This is a genomic window from Rhodopseudomonas boonkerdii (assembly GCF_021184025.1).
In the GTDB taxonomy this organism is placed as follows: Bacteria; Pseudomonadota; Alphaproteobacteria; order Rhizobiales; family Xanthobacteraceae; genus Tardiphaga; species Tardiphaga boonkerdii.
In genome coordinates this window covers 4,024,600-4,044,232 of the sequence record NZ_CP036537.1, presented here as the reverse complement: position 1 = coordinate 4,044,232, position 19,633 = coordinate 4,024,600, and the positions used below count along the sequence as shown (strand labels likewise).

At 61.9% G+C, this 19,633-nt stretch carries 19 protein-coding genes; 11 read left to right on the top strand and 8 right to left on the bottom strand.

Features of this window, described 5'->3' with window-relative positions; translation table 11 throughout:
- Positions 1 to 296 precede the first annotated feature (296 nt).
- From E0H22_RS18670 to E0H22_RS18635, 8 genes are all read left to right on the top strand, one after another.
- Positions 297 to 2,159, top strand: coding sequence for a flagellar hook-basal body complex protein (locus E0H22_RS18670; RefSeq protein ID WP_233022489.1), 1,863 nt, complete (start codon positions 297 to 299; stop codon positions 2,157 to 2,159).
- Positions 2,160 to 2,214: 55 nt separating this feature from the next.
- The gene (flgK, locus tag E0H22_RS18665; protein WP_233022488.1) at positions 2,215 to 4,086 is read left to right on the top strand and encodes a flagellar hook-associated protein FlgK; all 1,872 of its coding nucleotides are present in this window, start codon (positions 2,215 to 2,217) and stop codon (positions 4,084 to 4,086) included.
- A 7-nt stretch (positions 4,087 to 4,093) separates the two neighbouring features.
- A complete protein-coding gene (locus E0H22_RS18660) occupies positions 4,094 to 5,659 on the top strand; it encodes a flagellin family protein (protein WP_233022487.1) in 1,566 nt (521 codons plus the stop codon).
- Positions 5,660 to 5,939: 280 nt separating this feature from the next.
- On the top strand, positions 5,940 to 7,514 hold the full coding sequence (locus tag E0H22_RS18655) for a flagellin N-terminal helical domain-containing protein (protein WP_233022486.1): 1,575 nt from the start codon (positions 5,940 to 5,942) through the stop codon (positions 7,512 to 7,514).
- A gap of 520 nt (positions 7,515 to 8,034) precedes the next feature.
- The gene (locus E0H22_RS18650) at positions 8,035 to 9,633 is read left to right on the top strand and encodes a flagellin N-terminal helical domain-containing protein (RefSeq protein WP_233022485.1); all 1,599 of its coding nucleotides are present in this window, start codon (positions 8,035 to 8,037) and stop codon (positions 9,631 to 9,633) included.
- Between the two features lie 174 nt (positions 9,634 to 9,807).
- On the top strand, positions 9,808 to 10,185 hold the full coding sequence (flbT, locus tag E0H22_RS18645; protein WP_233022484.1) for a flagellar biosynthesis repressor FlbT: 378 nt from the start codon (positions 9,808 to 9,810) through the stop codon (positions 10,183 to 10,185).
- A gap of 3 nt (positions 10,186 to 10,188) precedes the next feature.
- Entirely contained in the window at positions 10,189 to 10,554 is a 366-nt protein-coding gene (flaF, locus tag E0H22_RS18640) for a flagellar biosynthesis regulator FlaF (protein WP_233022483.1), read from the top strand.
- A gap of 70 nt (positions 10,555 to 10,624) precedes the next feature.
- Positions 10,625 to 10,984, top strand: coding sequence for a hypothetical protein (locus E0H22_RS18635; protein ID WP_233022482.1), 360 nt, complete (start codon positions 10,625 to 10,627; stop codon positions 10,982 to 10,984).
- Between the two features lie 3 nt (positions 10,985 to 10,987).
- On the opposite strand, the gene E0H22_RS18630 is transcribed toward E0H22_RS18635, so the two are convergent.
- From E0H22_RS18630 to E0H22_RS18615, 4 genes are all read right to left on the bottom strand, one after another.
- Positions 10,988 to 11,374 carry a hypothetical protein gene (locus E0H22_RS18630; protein ID WP_233022481.1) on the bottom strand — a complete coding sequence of 129 codons (387 nt, stop codon included), beginning with the start codon at positions 11,372 to 11,374 and terminating at the stop codon, positions 10,988 to 10,990.
- A gap of 331 nt (positions 11,375 to 11,705) precedes the next feature.
- A complete protein-coding gene (locus tag E0H22_RS18625; RefSeq protein ID WP_233022480.1) occupies positions 11,706 to 12,197 on the bottom strand; it encodes a hypothetical protein in 492 nt (163 codons plus the stop codon).
- A 45-nt stretch (positions 12,198 to 12,242) separates the two neighbouring features.
- Positions 12,243 to 12,590 carry a flagellar assembly peptidoglycan hydrolase FlgJ gene (gene flgJ / locus E0H22_RS18620; protein ID WP_233022479.1) on the bottom strand — a complete coding sequence of 116 codons (348 nt, stop codon included), beginning with the start codon at positions 12,588 to 12,590 and terminating at the stop codon, positions 12,243 to 12,245.
- Positions 12,590 to 13,714: a flagellar basal body P-ring protein FlgI gene (locus E0H22_RS18615; RefSeq protein WP_233022478.1), complete on the bottom strand. Its 1,125-nt coding sequence runs from the start codon at positions 13,712 to 13,714 to the stop codon at positions 12,590 to 12,592. The genes flgJ and E0H22_RS18615 overlap by 1 nt, the downstream gene beginning before the upstream one ends.
- A 320-nt stretch (positions 13,715 to 14,034) precedes the next feature.
- Between E0H22_RS18615 and E0H22_RS18610 the strand changes: the two genes are divergently transcribed.
- The 3 genes from E0H22_RS18610 (at position 14,035) to E0H22_RS18600 (ending at position 15,851) form a co-directional block, all read left to right on the top strand.
- Positions 14,035 to 14,445: a flagellar assembly protein FliX gene (locus E0H22_RS18610; RefSeq protein ID WP_233026420.1), complete on the top strand. Its 411-nt coding sequence runs from the start codon at positions 14,035 to 14,037 to the stop codon at positions 14,443 to 14,445.
- A 193-nt stretch (positions 14,446 to 14,638) separates the two neighbouring features.
- Positions 14,639 to 15,004, top strand: coding sequence for an RNA polymerase-binding protein DksA (dksA, locus tag E0H22_RS18605; protein WP_233022477.1), 366 nt, complete (start codon positions 14,639 to 14,641; stop codon positions 15,002 to 15,004).
- Positions 15,005 to 15,062: 58 nt separating this feature from the next.
- The gene (locus E0H22_RS18600) at positions 15,063 to 15,851 is read left to right on the top strand and encodes a 2-keto-4-pentenoate hydratase (protein ID WP_233022476.1); all 789 of its coding nucleotides are present in this window, start codon (positions 15,063 to 15,065) and stop codon (positions 15,849 to 15,851) included.
- 161 nt (positions 15,852 to 16,012) lie between these two features.
- Here E0H22_RS18600 and flgH read toward each other — a convergent pair whose 3' ends face one another.
- Genes flgH through flgF form a run of 4 tightly spaced genes read right to left on the bottom strand, consistent with a single transcriptional unit; the run spans position 16,013 to position 19,454 of the window.
- A complete protein-coding gene (gene flgH, locus E0H22_RS18595) occupies positions 16,013 to 16,756 on the bottom strand; it encodes a flagellar basal body L-ring protein FlgH (RefSeq protein ID WP_233022475.1) in 744 nt (247 codons plus the stop codon).
- Between the two features lie 5 nt (positions 16,757 to 16,761).
- Positions 16,762 to 17,883 carry a flagellar basal body P-ring formation chaperone FlgA gene (gene flgA / locus E0H22_RS18590; protein WP_430715167.1) on the bottom strand — a complete coding sequence of 374 codons (1,122 nt, stop codon included), beginning with the start codon at positions 17,881 to 17,883 and terminating at the stop codon, positions 16,762 to 16,764.
- 5 nt (positions 17,884 to 17,888) lie between these two features.
- Complete coding sequence (gene flgG, locus E0H22_RS18585; protein WP_233022473.1) at positions 17,889 to 18,677, bottom strand: flagellar basal-body rod protein FlgG; 789 nt, start codon at positions 18,675 to 18,677, stop codon at positions 17,889 to 17,891.
- A gap of 12 nt (positions 18,678 to 18,689) precedes the next feature.
- Positions 18,690 to 19,454, bottom strand: a complete 765-nt coding sequence (flgF, locus tag E0H22_RS18580; protein ID WP_233022472.1) for a flagellar basal-body rod protein FlgF — start codon at positions 19,452 to 19,454, stop codon at positions 18,690 to 18,692.
- Positions 19,455 to 19,633: the final 179 nt, after the last annotated feature.

Sequence of the window (19,633 nt, the reverse complement as noted above, 5' to 3'; positions counted from 1 at the left end):
TCCGTCATTGCGTGAAGCCCTTGCGAGAAGCGATCCAATCTTCCTTCACGTGGCTTCCTGGATTGCTTCGGCCAAATGAATTGCTCCGCAATTCGTCAGGGTCCGCAATGACAACCTGGCCGGCAAATATTTCCCTGCTAGGCAATTGTGCCCCGGTCCTGGAGCCGGAGCATTTTCACTAGTGCACTGATTCGCCTCGAATATCCCGTTTGGCACGGGCCTTGCGACATTGTCTCCGACTGCGGCCGCGACTTTGGCAACACCCGGTGGGCCGCCCGGAAGTTGGAGACGATGTAATGGGTATCTTCGGCGCTCTCACCACGTCCGTTGCGGGCCTGCGGGCGAACTCCTATGCACTGGAGAACATCTCCGGCAACATCGCCAACTCGCAGACCACCGCTTTCAAGCGGATCGATACCAGCTTCACCGATCTCATTCCGGACACCGGCACCAACGCGCAGCTCGCGGGCAGCGTGAATGCGGGATCGCGCAGCACGAACACCATCGCTGGATCGGTGCAGTCGGCTTCGGTCGCCACCTATATGGCGATCAATGGCGATGGCTTCTTCGCCGTGCAGAAGCCGGGCAACGTGTCCGACTCCACGCCGATCTTCGACGGTGTCAACAAATACACCCGCCGCGGCGACTTCTCGCTCGATAAGAACGGTTATCTCGTCAACGGCGCCGGCTACTATCTGCAGGGCGTGAAGATCGATCCGACCACGGGCAACCCCGCGGGTTCGACACCGGAAGTACTGCGTTTCCAGAACGACTTCCTGCCGTCGCAGGCGACCACCAAAATCGATTACCGCGCCAACCTTGCCAGCTATCCGCTGACGGCCGATCACCAGACGGCCGTTCCCGGCTCCGAGTTGCTGCGTCCGGCTGACTACATTTCGAATCCGCGTGTGCTCGGCACCGCGGCGACGCCGTTCGGCAACAAGGCCGTGGCCGGCAATGCCCGCAACAATGCTGCGACCACTCCGGTGCCGATCTCGGCCAACACTTCGCTCGTGACGGTTGCCGGCACGGACTCGCTGACTTCCGGCTTTGCGAACAATGATACGCTGATCCTGAAAACGTCGAATGCGGGTACCACGACAACCCACACCATTCAATTCTACACTGGCGCCGCGCCCGCGCCGGTGGCGGGCACCACCTTTGTCCAGCTGGACTCGGTGCCGCCGCCGACGGTCGGCGATCTGCTCGCCCAGATCGATACGCTGACCGGCAACACCAATCCGGCATCCAGCGTCGATGCGAACGGCGTCGTAACCATTAATTCAGGCGTCGCCAACGACTTCACGCTTGCGGCGGGTTCTTCGACGACCGCGGTGGCGGCGTTCCAGGCCATGGGCTTCAGTGGCACGCTGCTGGGCAACCGCACCGGCGGCGGGACGGCGGGGACCGGCATCGTGATTGGCAGCGACAATCAGACCTTCCTCGATCAGTCGATCGCCGGCGGCGCGACCACCGCCTATGACGGCAACGGCGCGCCGGTCAGCTTGCAGTTCCGTTGGGCGAAGGTGGAATCCGCTACGCTGGGCGGCACCGATACCTGGAACCTGTTCTACCAGACCAATGCATCCGCGACGGGCGGGCAGGCAGCATGGGTGAATGTCGGCACCGACTTCAAGTTCGGTCCCGACGGCCAGATGCAGCCGGTGATCGGTCAGCTCACGCTGACGGGTCTGACCGTGTCGGGCAAGTCGCTTGGCAATGTCACAATGGCGTTCGGCACCGGCGGTCTGACGCAATTCGCCGATACCAACGGCAATGTGCAGGTCAATCAGTTGCAGCAGGACGGCTACGCCGCAGGTCAGCTCAAGAGCGTCTCGGTGAGCAACGAAGGCCGCGTGGTCGGCAGCTACTCCAACGGCCGCAACATCGATCTCGCGGAAGTCAGCATCGCCACCTTCAACGGCGCCAACTTTCTCAAGCGGATCGACGGCGGTGCATTCGAGGTGACCAACGAGTCCGGCGAAGCGCTGTACGGCAAGGGCGGCAGTATCTCGGGCTCGTCGCTGGAATCGTCGAACACCGACATCGCCGACGAATTCACCAAGCTCATCATCACGCAGCAGGCCTATTCGGCCAACACCAAGGTCATCACGACGACGAACACCATGGTGCAGGATCTGCTGAACGTCATGCGCTAACGCCACAGGCCGCCTTTTGCGGCCGTTCTTCGAACCCTGAGAGCGACAGTTAGTCATGAGTCTGAATACCGCACTCTCGATCGCCATGGCCGGCCTGCGTGCCAATCAGGCTGCGCTGTCGCTCGTCTCCTCGAATGTCGCCAATGCGGAAACGCCCGGTTACATCCGCAAGACGACGGATCAGGTCGCGCTCAACGCCGGCGACGGCAGCAGCGTTCGCACCGTCGGGGTCAATCGCGAGCTCGATCAGTATATTCTGGCGCAACTTCGCACCGAAATGTCTGGCGCGGGTTACGCGTCGCTGAAGTCGAGCTATCTCCAGCAGATGCAGAGTCTCTATGGCGATCCCGGTTCTGTCGGCTCGCTGGAATATTCGTTCAATGCGCTGACCGCTGCGGTGCAGGCGCTATCGACCAGCGCTGACAGTTCGTCGGCCCGGATCGGCGTGCTCAATGCTGCACAGACGCTTGCGCAGCAGCTGAATTCGATGACGCAGGGCATCCAGAACCTGCGCAGCGCGGCGGAAAATGGCATCAAGGATTCGGTGACGACCGCCAACAATCTGATGAAGCAGATTGCCAACATCAACAACCAGTTGACGGCCAATCCGCTCGGCGGCACCTCCACCGATGCCAATACGGCGGCGCTGCTGGATCAGCGCGATCAGTATATCAACCAGCTTTCGCAGCTGATGGATATTCGCGTCAGCACCAATGGCGCCAACCAGGTGACGGTGTTCACCGGCTCTGGCGTGCAGCTGGTCGGCAACGAGGCGGCAACGTTGCGCTTCAATGCGCAAGGCACCGTGTCGGCTGGCACGACATGGAGTTCTGATCCGTCGAAGAGCGCGCTGGGATCTGTCATGATCGACCTGCCCAATGGCGGTTCGATCGATCTGACGGCGACCGGCGCCATCAAGTCCGGCATGATCGCTGCCTATACGGAACTGCGCGACAAGACGCTGGTCGAAGCGCAGAACCAGCTCGATCAGTTCGCTGCGTCGATCTCGAGCGCACTTTCCGACAAGACGACGGTCTCGCCGGCCCCGGTCGCGCCGGCGACCGACTATTCGCTCGATGCGTCCAAGCTGCTTTCGGGCAATACCATCAATCTCACTTACACGGATGCCGCGACCGGCAAGCAGCAGCAGATCACTCTGATGCGTGTGGATACGCCGGACGTGCTGCCGCTGTCCAACACGGCCACCACCAATCCCAATGACAAGGTGATCGGCGTCGACTTCTCGCAGGGCATCACCGGGATCCTGAACCAGATCAACAGCGCGCTGGGTGGCAATGTCACTTTCAGCGGTTCATCGCTGTCGTCTCTGTCGGTTGCCAGCAATCCCGCCTTTGCCACCATCAACACGCTGTCTACCACGGTGACGCAGCCGCCAGGCACGCTGGCCGATGGCAGCACGGAATTCGCGCTGTTCACCGACAACGGCTCCGCCTATACCGGTGGCATCACGACAAGCGGATCGCAGATAACCGGTCTTGCCGGCCGCATTACGGTGAACAACGCGCTGATCGCCGATCCTTCGAAGCTCGTCGCCTATAATTCGACGACGGCAGCCGGCGACACCACGCGCTCGTCCTTCATGCTGAACCAGCTGACCAATGCGAGCTTCACCTACGGTGCACAGACAGGCGTTGGCAGTGCCGCCGCGCCGTTCACCGGAAATCTGCTCAGCTACATGCGGCAATTCGTCAGCCAGCAGGGCGCGGCCGCGGACGCGGCGAAGCAGTTGTCGGACGGCCAGAACGTCGTGCTGAACACGCTCGACAAGAAGATGTCGGATGCGTCGGGCGTCAATATGGACGACGAGATGGCGCATCTGTTGGCACTGCAAAACGCCTATTCGGCCAACGCACGCGTGATGTCGACCGTGAACGAATTGTACAAAACCCTGATGCAGGCATTCTGAGGCAGTCATGACGATCAGTGGCGTTGGCGGACGTACCTCCTATATCGGCTCCGGTATTCTCGATCTGCGCAATCAGCTCGATACGCTGACGCAGCAACTGTCGAGCGGCAAGGTCGCCAACACCTATGCCGGGCTCGGCAGCGGGCGCAGCCTGTCGATCGCCTTGCGCGCGCAGATCAGCGCCGTCGCGTCCTATGCGGATACGGCAACCAATCTCAACACCCGGATCGGCGTCGCCAATCTGTCGTTGCAGCGGCTCGTCGCCATCGGCACGGAAGTGAAGGGCGCTGCTGTCAGCGCGGGCGGCAGTTTCGACAATACCGGTCAGACACCGGGGCAGAAGACGGCTTCACTCGACTTCTTCGATAGCGTCGACATGCTCAATGCGCGCTCGGGTGACCGCTATCTGTTCTCCGGCCGTGCCACCGATACGGCGCCTGTCGCGCCGGCCGACCAGATCATGAACGGCAACGGTGCGAACATCGCCGGCCTCAAGCAGGTGATCGCGGAACGCAAGACCGCGGATCTCGGTGTCAACGGGAATGGCCGCGTCGGCAGCGCCATCGGCGTGCCGGCAACCTCGGTGGTCATCACCGAAGAGGATACGACGCCGTTGCCGCCCGCGGCGGCGCAGCCGTTCGGCATGAAGGTGACCGGCGTCTCGACGACGATTGCCGGCGCGACGGTGACGCAGCCGGTCGATCCGTCCGGCGCACCGGCGCAGAAGTCCATGTCGGTCGATCTCGGAGCCACCAATCCCGCGGTCGGCGATCAGGTGAAGTTTACTTTCACGATGCCAGACGGAACCACGGAAGACATCGTGCTGACGGCGTCGGACAAGACGCCGCTGCCGGCGGGCAGTTTTGCGATCGGCGCCGACAGCACCGCGACCGCGGCCAATCTCAACACCGCGCTCGGCGGCGCGATGAAGGATCTCGCCAATGGTCCGATGGTCGCCGCCTCGGCGATCGAGGCCGGCGAGAATTTCTTCGATCAACCGCCGCTGCGCGTCGGCTCGACGCCGATCGGCTCCGCCACCACGCTGGTCGCGGGCGATGCGACCAATACAGTGATCTGGTATCGCGGCGAGCCGGACACGGCGGCCAATGGTCCGGCCCGTGGATCGGCCGTGTCGCAGATCGATACCTCGATCAATGTGCAGTACGGCGCGCGCGCTGACGAGCAGGCGCTGCGCAATCAGCTGCAGACGGTTGCGGTATTTGCGGCCTTTGCCGTCGATCCGAACAAACTGACCGATGCGAACTATGCCAAGGATGCGAACGCGCAGATTGCGGCGTTGAACCAGCGCGTGGCGAACAATCTGGCCGACGTGCCCGGCCAGCAGAGCGTCGAGAACATCCAGGCCGATTTTGCCGGTGCGCAGGCGGCGATCAAGTCGACCACCGATCGTCAGACCCAGACCAAGGCGATGGCGCAGACCATGCTCTCCAGTATCGAGGGCATCAATAACGACGAAGTCGCGACCAAGATCCTGGCACTGCAGACCGCGCTGCAGGCGTCGTATCAAACGACATCGACGCTGTACCAGATGAGTTTGGTTAAGTTTCTTTAAAGACGTGCGAGGCCGTTTCGGCCTCGCAACGTTCCAGGTTACCGCCAGTCTGAAGTCGTGACGGCGGAGCGCCTCAACAAAATCGTTTGATATCAGCGACATCACGCATCGCATGCGCTGCGTCAGCTGCTGTGCGCAGATGCAGCAAGAAACCGTATCAAAACAACGGATTCCGCAGGATTGCGTGGGTTGTTTTACGGATTGTTAGAGCCTGTGGGAGCATCTTCCCGGAACCGACCAAGAAGGTCGTCTAGTTGTGTTTACCAGGAAGGTATCAAACATGTCCGGCATTACCCTTAGCGCGTCCGTTCGCCAGAACCTGCTCTCGCTGCAGTCGACCGCTGATCTTCTCTCCACCACCCAGAACCGCCTTGCGACCGGTAACAAGGTCAACTCGGCGCTCGACAATCCCACCAACTTCTTCACGGCCCAAGGCCTGAACAACCGCGCCAGCGACATCAACAACCTGCTTGATGGTATTGGCAACGGCGTGCAGATCCTCCAGGCCGCGAACACCGGCATCACCTCGCTGCAGAAGCTGGTTGACTCGGCCAAGTCGATCGCCAACCAGGCGCTGCAGGCGACCTCGGGCTACTCGACCAAGTCGCAGTTCTCCGCGACGATCGCTGGCGCCACTGCTGACAACCTGCTCGGCACCCCGGATACGGCTGCCACGCTGACCGGCACCGCTACCGGTACGCTTGCTGCTGCGTCGAGCCTTACGACGGCAGCCGGTGGTTCCTTCGCTTCTGGCGATACGCTCGTCGTCAACGGTACGACGATCAAGATCACGGCTGCTGGTGCTGGTACCGCTGCGTCCACGACTGATCCGGATGGCACCATCAACCTGAACACGACCGCGACCACCGCTGCGACCACCGATGATCTGACCGCTGCGATCAAGACAGCTCTTGGTGGTGGCACCGCCGCTGCGACGATCACGGGTAACCAGCTCACGCTGACAAACAGCAACGCTACGGGCAGCATCACCCTCGGCGGTACTGCACTTGCCAAGGTGGGCCTCACGGCCGGCACCACTGCTGCGACCAGCTCGAAGGCTGGTCAGGCGCTGACGATCGGTGCAATCGATGGCAGCGCTCCGCAGACCATCACCTTCGGTAAGGGCGCCGGCCAAGTCAACACGCTCGACGACCTGAACAAGAAGCTGGCAACCAGCAACTTGCAGGCCTCGATCGACACCGCTGGCAAGCTGACGATCCAGACTACGAATGATGAAGCTTCGTTCGATCTCTCGGCGAGCGGCATCATCAGCGGCACGGCGACAGGCGCAGGCAAGCTGTTTGGTGCGCTGAACACTTCGGGTCCGGTGGCTGACGTCAACGCTCAGAACACCCGTTCGAGCCTGGTGGCGCAGTACAACACGGTGATCGACCAGATCAAGACGACCGCGGCTGACGCATCCTTCAACGGCGTCAACCTGCTCAACGGCGACACGCTGGCCCTGACCTTCAACGAAACGGGCAAGTCGAAGCTGAGCATCACGGGCGTGACCTTCGATCCGGCCGGCCTGGGTCTGCAGTCGCTGACCAAGGGCACCGACTTCCTGGACAACGCTGCGACCAACAAGATCCTGACCTCGCTGAACAACGCCAGCTCCACGCTGCGTTCGCAGGCTTCGGCCTTCGGTTCGAACCTCTCGGTCGTTCAGATGCGTCAGGACTTCTCGAAGCAGATGATCAACGTGCTGCAGACCGGCGCCTCGAACCTGACCCTCGCCGACACCAACGAGGAGGCCGCCAACAGCCAGGCGCTGTCGACCCGTCAGTCGATCGCCGTCTCCGCGCTGTCGCTGGCCAACCAGTCGCAGCAGGGCGTGCTCCAGCTGCTCCGTTAATCGGAACAGACTGACGACCATCCTAGGAAACGGCGGGGGAAACCCCGCCGTTTTTGCGTTTGTCGATCTTGTCCCGGGCGCGCTGCAGCGCTCTTTGCGCTGCATCGCAGAACGCGACCGTATCCGGCTTGGCTTTTGGCGGTCCCGGCTCTGCGAAGCGGCATAAGAATGCCGCATCGCATCCGGGACACGATTGCGACACAGCCGACAACGCCTCTGGCCCGGAAACCTCCGTTTCCGGGCCTTTTTGCGCGTCGCTGCAAGCCTCCGGCAAGCTCTTAAGACGATGTTAACCTTAATTTAAGGTGTACGGCCGCATAATCGGTCCTGTTTAGGAAGCAGGTAGGTCGAGAATCGGCCGCGTTAATCCGGACATCGTCGTTAGGCGAACCGAGATTCCTCTTCCAGAAGGGCGTCAAATTCAACCGGCAGCGTCGCGGCGAGGAAGGCCTCGTCAGATGCACCAAGCGCTTGTGCGACCCGAAGGTCGTCTGCGCAGGGAACAGGAAAAGGTTTCCACATGTCAGGCATCGTTCTATCGGCCTCGGTTCGCCAGAACCTGCTGTCGCTGCAATCGACGGCGGATCTCCTGTCGACCACGCAGAACCGTCTCGCGACCGGCAAGAAGGTCAATACGGCCCTCGACAATCCCACCAATTTCTTCACGGCAGCAGGCCTCGATAGCCGCGCCGGCGACATCAACAATCTTCTCGACGGCATCGGCAACGGCGTACAGGTGCTGCAGGCGGCCAATACCGGCATCACCTCGCTGCAGAAGCTGGTGGATACCGCCAAGTCCATCGCCAATCAGGCGCTTCAGATTCCGGTCGGCTATGACAGCAAGTCCACAATAACGACGCCGATCAACCCCGGTGCGACCGCGGATAATCTGCTCGGAACACCAGATCCGGCCAACGCGACATTCTTGGGAACCCCTGCAAACAGCAAGCTGACGGTCGCGACCCCGATCACCGGGGCCACCATACTTTCGGGCGGGGCCAATACCGATTCGATCGGGACCAGCTTTGCCGTAAACGATACCATTACGGTCAACGGCAAGAGCCTGACGTTCCGCGCTTCCGGCGCGGCGGGCCCGAATGAAATCAACATCACCGACGATGTCTCCACGTTGCTGGCGAAGATCGACGCGTTGTCGGGTGGCACGCCGGCATCCTCGATTGGTGCGACGGGTGCTATCACGCTGAACACTGGCGTGACGGAGGATCTGGACATCCAGAGCTCGAATACTTCTGCCCTGGCTTCATTGGGGCTTGGCACGTCCGTCAAGCAGAAGCGCGCCGAAGGCCCGACCGCACTCGGTGGCCCGCCGTCGCTCACGCTGACGATCGCCGCGACCAATTCGTCGAGCATCCCGACTAACATCACTTTCGGCAAGGCGGCCGGTCAGGTCTCCACGCTGGCGCAGCTCAATGCTGCATTGGCGCCGAACAACCTCCAGGCCGTGATCGATCCGAAAGGCTTCATTACGATCACCACGTCCAACGACGCTGCATCCTCGAAGATCGGCGCCATCGGCGGCACCGCCGCTGCGCCGGGTGAACTCTTCAGCGGTCTTACGGCGACCGATCCGGTACAGAATTTTGCCTCGCAGACCTCGCGTGCCAATCTGATTGCGCAATACAACAACATCATCGATCAGATCACCACGACGTCGCAGGACGCCTCGTTCAACGGCATCAACCTGCTTGGTGGCGATCAGCTCAAGCTGGTGTTCAATGAGACCGGGAAGTCGACGCTCAACATCCAGGGCACCACGCTGACGCCGGCTGGCCTCGGCCTCGGCAAGCTCAGCTCAGGTTCGGACTTCCTGGACAACACCTCGGCGAACACCACGCTCTCGTCACTCAATGTTGCGAGCTCGATCCTGCGCTCACAGGCGTCGGCCCTGGGTTCGAATCTCTCGATCGTGCAGATCCGTCAGGAATTCGCCAAGAACCTGATCAACGTGCTGCAGACCGGTTCGTCCAACCTGACGCTCGCCGACACCAATGAGGAGGCGGCCAACAGCCAGGCGCTGTCGACCCGCCAGTCGATCGCGGTATCGGCACTGGCACTCGCCAACCAGTCGCAGCAGAGTGTGCTCAAGCTGCTCCAGTAAGTCTGATGCAGCGGGCGAATATTTTAACGGCGGGGGGGACCCCGCCGTTTTTCGTAGCCTGGGGGATCGATCCTGAGCGCCGAGCGGCCGGACGCGCATTCATGGCTGGGTGGTATTAAAGGCCAAGCCGTCGTATTTTCCAGCTCCCGCGTGGGGCCACCAGAGGAGGCACTAATGCCATTGCGAGTCGAGTTGAAACCCGGCGAGCGAATCATCATCGGGCAAAGCGTCATCACGAATTCCGAGACGCGTACGGCATTCCTGATCGATGGCGATGCGCCGATCCTGCGCGAGAAGGATATCCTGACCGCTGAGACCGCAAATACGCCGGTGAAGCGCATCTATCTCTGCGTTCAGATGATGTATCTGGAGAACGACATACCCGCCTATCAGGAACTCTATCTCGGTTTCATCAAGGATCTGATCGAAGCAGTGCCGAGCTACCGCGATCCGATCGGCGAGATTAGTAAGCTAATCTTAAGTGGCCAACTCTACAAAGCACTCAGGGAATTGCGTCCGCTGATCAAGCGGGAAGAAGAGCTGTTGAGGTAGTGCATGTCGACCGGTGCCCAGGCTTACGCGCGTACGGCTCAAACCACGGCATCACCGCGAGATATCGAAGCCCAGGCTCTTCTGAAGGCTGCACGCAAGCTGCAGGACGTGGTCGCCAATTGGTCTACCACCGACGCCGGCCTCGACGAGGCGCTCTTGTTCAATCGCAAGCTCTGGTCGATCTTTGTTGGCGATGCCATGAATGACCAGAACCCGGAAAAGATCGAGATCCGACAGAACATCGCCAATATCGGTATCTTCGTGATGACGCAGTGTGCGGCGTTGCAGCAGATTCGTCAGGTCGAGCATCTTCAGGCGCTGATCGATATCAATCGCAACATCGCCGCCGGCCTGTCCGGGCGCCCGTAACGATCAATTAACGTGCGGCGTTGCGTAATGCGGAAGCGCGGCGATTCGACGTCGGGCAGATGAGGCAGATATGGCCGACGTTCTGAGCATCCTCTCCACCGCAGCGAAGACGACCACGCCGATCACGGCAGGCAAATATGTCGCGGTGGATCCGACCCTCTATGAGGGGAGCTGGAAAGGCACTTACGCCAACGGCAAGAAGTTCGAGATCGCCGTCTCGCAGGTCAACGGTTTCCGTGCTCAGGTGAAGTATCAGAGCGAAGGAACGGTGAAGTATCAGCAGGTGCTGATCAAGGACAATGCCTTCCGTGTCGGCGATACCAAGTTCCAGATGACGGCGAACAACAAGGCGACGATCAAGAATGTCGTCACCGATGCGGCCACCGGCAGCACTTATCTCGATACGGCTTACGCGAAGCGCGATGTCTGACGCTCAGGCGTTGCGGTCGGTCTCGATCCTGCGCTCGTAGAGCTTCGCATCCTGCTTAGCAGCGTCCATCGCGCGCAGATAGGCGTGCGTTCGCAGCCGGCTCGCTTCCGGATATTGATTGATGATCTGATTGGTCTTCTTGTCCACCGAGACGAAGACGATCTCCTTGGCATCCCGGTCGATAATCACCCCTTTGGAAATGCGATCGCTGTCCACCTGCTGGTAGTTGGCCGGGGAGATATTGACCTGCGAGACGCCGGGGGCCGCGGTGACGGTCTTGTCCGGCGGCAATTGGGTCGGCACGGCTTCGCGCACCGCTTCTGGTGCGGGTCGTGCAATCGGCGCCACAACCAGTGCCCCCACCGGTTTGATCATGTAGTCGGTACTCATGGTAGCCCTCCTGGCTCCACCGATGCTTTCCCGACCCCTTTCCCAACAGATGATAATGCACCGAACGCGTGAATTCGGTGCTTACGTCCAACCGATGATTTGATTCAAAGACGAGCGATGCTCGGACATGACCTAGAGTCATATCTACCTTGATGGAAACGTGTCCCGGACGCGATGCGGCACTCTTTATGCCGCCTCGCAGAGCCGGGACCGTAACAAACTCCGAGCTTAGTACGGTCCCGGTTCTGCGCAGCAGCGTTGTCGGCGATGCTCCACATCGCTCGACGCTGCAGCGCGCCTGGGACACGGTTCTATCAAGGTCGAGAGTATTCTAGAGCGAACGGCTCATCACGAGAGGGGTCATGTTGGCGCGGCCAGGTTGGGCCTGTCGGCCGGCGGCGGTGTAAGTCTGGGGAATGTTGCGGCGCTGCATCTCAGCATTGACACCGCGCACGATGCCCTCGGACACCGCATGTGCCGTTGCGAGCACGGTGAGATTGACCTGCAACATCGCACGGAAAACGTCGTGATGCTTGCGCAGTGCCTGCAGCAGATCCGGCGTCGTGCTGGCGAGATAGGCCTGGCTGATCTTGAGCAGCGAGATCATGGTGATGTAGCGTTTTGAGATATCCGCCTTCGACGGCTCGAGCGCGATCGCCTCGCGGATGTGGCCGGCGCGAACCAGCGCGGTCTCCTGCTCGATGATGGCGAGGAGATCGTTCATCACCTTCATCAAGCTGTCTGCGAGCTGGCGTGCTTCGCCCGGCGTTGCGACGGCGCGGGGAGCGACGGGAGCGGCTTGCTGGCGCAATGCGTGGTTCATGGGGGTATCCTCTGCGGTGCGTTGGAGGAGTTAGCTGGCGGCCAACTAGTTGGATGCCTTGGCCTGCTGGATGATAAGGGAGCGAAACACTTCGTTGGAGATGCCGACGCCGCCGGCCTTGGCGAAGGATTTCGAATATTCGTCGGTCAGCATCGAGCGCCAGACGCCGGTGCCGGTGGTTTCGCCGAACGGACCGTCGCCCTTGATGCCCGCGGTCATCTGCGCAAACATCGTATTGAGGAACATCGCCTCGAAATCTTCCGCCTGCTTGTGCGTCTTCGCCTGCGCCTGCGGCGAAACCTTCTGCATCGCGTCGATCAGCGTCTGATCGGGGCGACCATTGATGGTGGGATGTTTGGCCTGATACGCCGCGGCTGCGTTGATGCCGTACATCACATCACCTCGATATCGGCCTGGATCGCGCCGGCGGCCTTGATTGCCTGCAGGATGCCGATCAGGTCGCGCGGACCGATGCCGAGACCGTTGAGACCGTCAACGAGCTGCTGCAGCGATACGCCATCTTTGACGATGGCGAATTTCTTGCCGTCCTCGGTGACGCCGACCCTGGTCGACGGCGCCGTTACCGTGCGGCCATTGGAGAACGGTGCGGGCTGGCTGACATTGAGGCTTTCGGAGATCGTCACCGTCAGGTTGCCTTGCGCAACGGCGACGGTGGCGACCCGAACGTCACGGCCCATCACGATGATGCCGGAACGTTCGTCGATGATGATCTTGGCGGCCAGATCCGGCTCGACCTGAAGCTGTTCGATCTCGGTGAGCAGCGCGACGACATTGCCCTTGAACTCCGCCGGTATCGACATCTGTACGGTGGAGGGATCGAGCGGCTCGGCGGTCTTGCTGCCGAGGAAGTCGTTCACCGCGGCGGCGATGCGCTTGGCGGTGGTGAAATCGGGATTGCGCAGCGCCAGGCGGACATTGGGCAGCCGGTTCAGCGCGAATTCGATCTCGCGCTCGATGATGGCGCCATTGGCGATGCGGCCGACCGTGGGCACGCCGCGGGTGATGCTGGCGGCGGCGCCTTCCGCGGCGAAGCCGTTGATGGCGAGCGAGCCCTGGGCGACCGCGTAGACATTGCCGTCAGCGCCGAGCAGGGGGGTGACGAGCAGGGTGCCGCCGGTGAGATTCTTGGCGTCGCCGAGGGCGGAGACGGTGACGTCCATCCGCGTTCCCTGGGTGCCGAAAGCGGGCAGGTTGCCAGTGACCATCACCGCGGCGACGTTGCCCGTCCGCAGCGTCTGGCCGCGGATATTGACGCCCATGCGTTCCAGCATCGCCTGCAGGGACTGCCGGGTGAAGGGGATGTTGTTGAGGGTGTCGCCGGTACCGTTGAGGCCGACCACGAGGCCGTAGCCGATCAGCTGGTTCTGCCGCACGCCCTCGATATTGGCGAGATCCTTGATCCGCGACGTGGCATGCGCCGAGACCATCGACAGCACCAGCGCACACAGGGCCGCGCAGGCCGTCTGATAGAATCGGATCGAAGTCAGGCTCGACATCCGCTGCTCCCCGCGAGGTCTAGGCTCGGACCATCAGCCACTCCCATGACGATGTCCGGCTATCACGTTGCGAGGACCGTGCCAGCATGGAGATTTATTTATCTGTTTGATATTACTTCATATTTTTATTTTCAACGAGTTCCGTTTCGCGACAGGGCGAGTCGAAACTGCCGCCCGCGGCACTTTTTGCCGGGTTGTTTACGTTTGATTAACCATAAGGCGCGAGGTTGCAGACAGGGCCGCCAGCTCCGGCGAAGATGTCGCAGGGACGGGGAGTGGCCACCGGCGGACCGATGGCCGCCATTTCGCTGGACCTGCCGATGCGCATTTACGGACCCAACGGCACCACGCTTGGAACTTCTTCCTCGGGCACGAAGAAGACGGGGTCGAGTACCTTTTCGCTGCCCGATGCCGCCCCGGCCGCCGATACGCGCCCGGCCGCGGCTCCGCGCGCTGCCAACAGCATCGATGCGCTGCTGGCGATGCAGAGCGTCGACGATGCCACCGAGCGACGTAAGAAGTCGGTGCAGCGCGGGCGCGGCGCTCTCGATGTGCTGGATGAGCTCAAAATCAGCATGCTCGCCGGATCGATCACCCCGGCCACGGTGGCTCGGCTCCGCTCGGCAGCGGCCGATCTGAAGGCCGGTTCGGGCGACCCAGGCCTCGATGCCGTGCTGTCCGAAATTGAACTGCGTGTCGAGGTTGAACTCGCCAAGGCGGCGCGGGGCTGATCAGCGAGCCCCTTCGGACCGCCAAAGTTCCAGTGGAGAACCCCGCGGGGGGCAAGTCCTGGACGTTATTGTCTGTCACAGCGCGTGGCTATATAAGCGCCGCGCGTCCGGGTATTTCCGGCGCCATGCAAGCATTGATGGATTGGCCTTGGACAAGACAAAGAGCTATCGCCCCTCCGATAAAGAGCCTTTCATGAACGATCGCCAGCGCGAATACTTCCGCGCGAAGCTGCTGGCCTGGAAGGAAGAGATCCTCCGCGAATCGAAGCTCACCCTGCAGACCCTGCAGGAGGAGAACGTCAACCACCCCGACCTCGCGGATCGCGCCTCGTCGGAAACCGACCGTGCCATCGAGCTGCGCGCACGGGATCGTCAGCGCAAGCTGATCTCCAAGATCGATGCTGCGTTGCTTCGGATTGAGGACAACACCTACGGCTATTGCGAGGAGACCGGCGAGCCGATTTCCTTGAAGCGCCTCGAAGCCCGTCCGATCGCGACGCTCTCGGTGGAAGCCCAGGAGCGCCACGAGAAGCGCGAGAAGGTTTATCGCGACGAATAGCTGGACTGCGCGGCCGCCCGCTCAAAGAGGCGGCCGTTTTGTTTTCGGGAGGTTGTCGATGGAGAAGCAACTCGCGATCGCCGAGATTCTTACGGCCGTGCGCGTGAACCGAACGCCGCTATCCGCTCCACCCGCAGAGGCCGTTCCGCACGATGAGGCAGATGCCTATCGGGTGCAGGATGTGCTGCACAATTTGCTCTCGCCCGATTTCGGCGCCCAGGTCGGCTACAAGATCGGCTGCACCTCGACGGTGATGCAGGTCTATCTCGGCATAGATCATCCCTGTGCCGGCGGTCTGTATCAAAGCGGCGTGCATCAGAGCGGCATTTCGCTGCCGTACAAGAATTATGTTCACGTCGGCGTCGAATGCGAGATCGCGGTGCGGCTCGGCAGCGACGTCGTCACCGGCGATGTGCCATTCACGGCGGACTCAATCGCGTCATTTGTCGACGCCTATTATCCGGCGATCGAGATCGTCGATGACCGTTATGCCGATTGGCGCAGCGTCGATCCCCGAGTCTTGATTGCCGATGACTTCTTTGCAGCCGGTTGCGTCCTTGGTGCTCCGGTCGCGCGTACCGATGCGCCGGATCTGCTGTCGGTGGATGGCCGCGCCATCATCAATGGCCGCGAAGTCGGCCGCGGCACTGGTGCCGATGTACTCGGTCATCCCCATCATGCGCTCGCCTGGCTCGCCAATCATCTGGCAGAGACCGGCAAGACCCTTCGCGCCGGCGATATCGTGCTCACCGGCAGTTTGATCAGGACCGAGTGGCTGAATGCCGGCGATGAGGTGCTGATGGAGCTGTCCGGGCTCGGCAGTGTGACGGTACGTTTCGAGGCGTAACCGATTCTCAAACAACGACGGCCTTCCGGCAGGGGAGCTGACGGAAGGCCGCGTGTGAACATCGCAGCGCGTGGGAGCACGCTGCGATGTGGGAGCTCGAAAGACTTTTAGTGAAGCATGATCTGATCCTAAAACCGGCGTCCACTTTTCGGGATCATGCCTCAGAAGGGCAGCAGCACATCCATCACTTGCTGGCCATAACGCGGCTGCTGGACATCGGTGATCTGGCCGCGGCCGCCATAGGCGATGCGGGCCTGGGCGATCTTCGAGCTGTCGATGGTGTTGTCGCTCTGGATGTCTTCTGGACGCACGATGCCAGCGACGATCAGTTCGCGAATCTCGTAATTGACCCGGATTTCCTGCTTGCCTTCGACGACGAGGTTGCCGTTGGGCAGCAACTGCGTAACGACAGCGGCGACATTGGTCTGCAAGGCTTCCTGGCGCACCACCGAGCCCTTGCCGTCGCTCGATGACGAGCTGTCGGTGGTCAACAGCTTGCCGGGCAGCACGGAGGCGGCCGAACCCGACAGCAACTTGCTGCCGGCGAAATCGGTGATCCCCGAATCTTCCTTGCTGGTGCGGCTGCGCTGGGTCTCGTTGGCGATGTTGGCCTTGTCGGTGAAGTTCACCGTGATGGTCAGAATATCGCCGACCTGGCGGGCACGCTGATCCTTGAAGAAAGCGCGCGAGCCGTTTCGCCACAACGAATTCGCGTTGTAGGACGCGACCTCCGGTTTCGGCATCGGCATCTGTACCGGTTTGTAACCCGGCTGGGTCGTCGGGTTTTCGATCGCGGTCAACGCCGGCTTCTCGCCGAGGGAGGCGAGGCGGTCGATGGAGGAGCAGCCGCCAAGGCCGGTGGCGAGGAGCGCTGCAAGGATGAGGGGGCGGCGAGACTGATACATGTACTTTACTCAGCTTTGCGAGAGACGGGCACCCGGTCGTTGGCGGCGAGGGCGACGGGAGAAGATGCGCGGGAAATCTTTTCGGAAGGTGCTGGGTCGGCGGTTGCCGGGGCGGGAGCTGGCGCGCGTTCGCCCGGGAGCGGCGATGCGGACGGAGCGGAGACGGTGACTTCGCCGCGGCCGGTGACGACACCGGCCACGCTGCGCTTGGATTGCAGGTTCATGACGTTGACGACGTCGCCCTCGGTGCCGGCTTCCATCGCCTTGCCCCGGATCGTGAGATAGATGCCGGACGCGCGGTAGACGAGCGTGACGGCCTGGTCGCGGACCACGAGATCGGGCTTGGCCAGATCCGCATTACGGATCGCCTGGCCGGCGCGAAGCTGGCGGCGGCTCTGCATGCCGACGGCCCGATCGCGGCCGGCACCGTCATTGCCGACTTCGGCCTTCGGCCGACGCTCGACGATGACGTCGGATGACTTCAGCACTTCGTTGCGTTCGACACCGCGGGCCAGCACCGCAACCTCGACGGTCTCCACCGCCGTTCCGGTGAAGCGCAGCTTGGCGGCGGGCGCACTGCCGTCGCTGCCGACGGCGAAAGTGACATCGAAGCGGCCGTTGCGCGCATCGAAGCGCGCGGAGACGGGATCGAGCGTACCTGTGTAGGCGGGATCGAGCTGGGTGTCCTGCACGTCACGATCGAAGGTCAGTGTCAGATTGGCGGCATCGCCGAGGCCGTGACGATGCTGCAGCGCCCGTGCGACCTGCGTCTCGATTTCCCTGCTTTCGATGCTGCGCGACAGGCGCGTCACCGAAATCGATTGCAAGCCACCGGTGTCGACGCCGATCACCTGATGAGCGCGCAACGTCGCGAGGATCTGAGCCGTCGTCAGCGAACCGACGGTGCCGAGGTCGGGCGCGCGATAGATCGCAATGTCCGCAGCCGGGCCGGCATTGTCGATGACGTCGCCGATTCGCACCACGTCGCTCGAGATCGACACATTCGCGCGCAGCGTCGGCACGGCGATGGTGTCGTCGCGCCTGACCTGACCGAGCGCCGCGGTGGCTGCACTGGCGATGAGGACGGTGGCTAGGAACAGCGAGCGCGTGGCTGATGTCATGATCATCCTCCTCAGCGGAACATGCCGGACGTGGACTGCAGCATCTGGTCAGCGGCGCTGATGACCTTGGCGTTCATCTCGTAGGCACGCTGCGCGGCGATCAGGTCGGAGATTTCGGTGACGACTTCGACATTCGCCTGTTCGAGGTTGCGCTGCTGCATGTCGCCGAAACCGTCGAGATTGGCAGTGCCGTCCTGCGGCGGACCGGAGGCGGGGGTTTCGGTGAACAGGTTGTCGCCGATCGGATTGAGGCCGGCCTTGTTGATGAAGCGGGTCAGGCCGATGGTGCCGAGGATGGTCGGCGTCGTGGTGCCCGGCACGATCACCGAGACCTGGCCGGCGGCGTTGATCGTCAGCTGCGAGGCGGCGGTCGGAATCGTGATGGTCGGCTGCAGCAGGTTGCCCTGTGCATTGACGATGCGGCCCTGGCTGTCGGTCGAGAACGAACCGTCACGCGTATAGGTGAAGGTGCCGTCGGTCATCTGGATCTTGAAAAAGCCTTCGCCGCGGATCGCGACGTCGAGATCGTTGCCGGTGGCGGACAACGTGCCCTGACCCATCAGACGCGGGGTGCCGACGGTCTTCACACCGCCGCCGATATCGACACCGACCGGGATCATGGTGCCCTGATCGGAAGCCTGCGCGCCGACGCGGCGTACATGGTCGTAGATGAGATCCTGGAACGCCGCCCGCTGCTTCTTGTAGCCGGTCGTGCGCATATTCGCGATGTTGTTCGAGATGACCTGGACGTTGAGTTCCTGGGCCGCCATCCCGGTCGCTGCGGTATAGAGTGCGCGCATGGGTCTGTGTCCTTAAGCCGGAACGTCGGCGAGTTTCTCGATGGCGGTGCGCCGCGAGTCGCCCTGCGACTGCAGCATGTTCGACAGTTCGGTGTAGGCGCGGGTCACTTCGATCATTCGCGTCATTTCGGTGACCGAGGAGACGTTGGAGCGCTCGATGAAGCCCTGATTGAGCTTCGCGGTCAGCGAAGGCTGCGGATTGGCGCCCGGGCCGGCCGAGTAGAGATTCGAACCTTCCTTCACGAGCTGTTGCGGCGAGGCGAACTGCACCATCCGGATGCGGCTGCGCACGCTGTCGATACGGTTGGTGCCTTCGAGCACGGTGACTGTGCCGTCCTGGGAGATGTTAATGTCGTGGTCCGTCTGCTGGAACACGATCGGGCCGTTATTGCCGAGCACGGGGAAGCCGCTCGACGTCACGAGCTGGCCCTGATTGTTGATCTGCAGGCTGCCGTCGCGGGTGTAGCGCTCGCCGGCCGGGGTCTGCACCACGAGAAAGGCATTGCCGTCGATGGCGACGTCGAGCGGATTCTTGGTCGGCTCGACCGGACCGCCGGCGAAGTCGTGCATGGTCGCGCGGTCCTGCACAAAGGACACCCGGCGGTCCCGGCCGGTGAAATTGTCTTCACGGGCCGTGGGGCTCAGATATTCCTGAAACAGCGTCCGTTCGGCCTTGAAGCCCGACGTGTTGATATTCGCGATGTTGTTCGCGACGACGTCCATCTGCCGACGAAGCGTCATCTGCCGCGACAATCCGACGAGAAGCATGTTCTCCATCGGCTGATCTCCCCTGGTTCCAACGAGCGGCTCTCCCAAGCCGGTTCGCGGATCTCGTAAACCACTCAAGCTCTCCCAAGCCGTGGTTCACCCCAGTGGATCAGCGAAAGTCGTGCCAACTAAGAAAGCGAAACGATTTCATATAGTTATATTGTTTTCGGTGGGGCGGAGAGGGCGGC

What these genes read in the sequence shown, in the direction of transcription:
- flgH (WP_233022475.1), bottom strand. Translation starts at nt 16,756, where the DNA reads ATGTATCAGTCTCGCCGCCCCCTCATCCTTGCAGCGCTCCTCGCCACC.
- E0H22_RS18655 (WP_233022486.1), top strand. Translation starts at nt 5,940, where the DNA reads ATGTCCGGCATTACCCTTAGCGCGTCCGTTCGCCAGAACCTGCTCTCG.
- flgK (WP_233022488.1), top strand. Translation starts at nt 2,215, where the DNA reads ATGAGTCTGAATACCGCACTCTCGATCGCCATGGCCGGCCTGCGTGCC.
- flgF (WP_233022472.1), bottom strand. Translation starts at nt 19,454, where the DNA reads ATGGAGAACATGCTTCTCGTCGGATTGTCGCGGCAGATGACGCTTCGT.
- E0H22_RS18625 (WP_233022480.1), bottom strand. Translation starts at nt 12,197, where the DNA reads ATGAACCACGCATTGCGCCAGCAAGCCGCTCCCGTCGCTCCCCGCGCC.
- flbT (WP_233022484.1), top strand. Translation starts at nt 9,808, where the DNA reads ATGCCATTGCGAGTCGAGTTGAAACCCGGCGAGCGAATCATCATCGGG.
- E0H22_RS18630 (WP_233022481.1), bottom strand. Translation starts at nt 11,374, where the DNA reads ATGAGTACCGACTACATGATCAAACCGGTGGGGGCACTGGTTGTGGCG.
- E0H22_RS18650 (WP_233022485.1), top strand. Translation starts at nt 8,035, where the DNA reads ATGTCAGGCATCGTTCTATCGGCCTCGGTTCGCCAGAACCTGCTGTCG.
- E0H22_RS18660 (WP_233022487.1), top strand. Translation starts at nt 4,094, where the DNA reads ATGACGATCAGTGGCGTTGGCGGACGTACCTCCTATATCGGCTCCGGT.
- flgJ (WP_233022479.1), bottom strand. Translation starts at nt 12,590, where the DNA reads ATGTACGGCATCAACGCAGCCGCGGCGTATCAGGCCAAACATCCCACC.
- flgG (WP_233022473.1), bottom strand. Translation starts at nt 18,677, where the DNA reads ATGCGCGCACTCTATACCGCAGCGACCGGGATGGCGGCCCAGGAACTC.
- E0H22_RS18610 (WP_233026420.1), top strand. Translation starts at nt 14,035, where the DNA reads ATGCGCATTTACGGACCCAACGGCACCACGCTTGGAACTTCTTCCTCG.
- E0H22_RS18670 (WP_233022489.1), top strand. Translation starts at nt 297, where the DNA reads ATGGGTATCTTCGGCGCTCTCACCACGTCCGTTGCGGGCCTGCGGGCG.
- E0H22_RS18615 (WP_233022478.1), bottom strand. Translation starts at nt 13,714, where the DNA reads ATGTCGAGCCTGACTTCGATCCGATTCTATCAGACGGCCTGCGCGGCC.
- flaF (WP_233022483.1), top strand. Translation starts at nt 10,189, where the DNA reads ATGTCGACCGGTGCCCAGGCTTACGCGCGTACGGCTCAAACCACGGCA.
- E0H22_RS18600 (WP_233022476.1), top strand. Translation starts at nt 15,063, where the DNA reads ATGGAGAAGCAACTCGCGATCGCCGAGATTCTTACGGCCGTGCGCGTG.
- flgA (WP_430715167.1), bottom strand. Translation starts at nt 17,883, where the DNA reads ATGATCATGACATCAGCCACGCGCTCGCTGTTCCTAGCCACCGTCCTC.
- E0H22_RS18635 (WP_233022482.1), top strand. Translation starts at nt 10,625, where the DNA reads ATGGCCGACGTTCTGAGCATCCTCTCCACCGCAGCGAAGACGACCACG.
- dksA (WP_233022477.1), top strand. Translation starts at nt 14,639, where the DNA reads ATGAACGATCGCCAGCGCGAATACTTCCGCGCGAAGCTGCTGGCCTGG.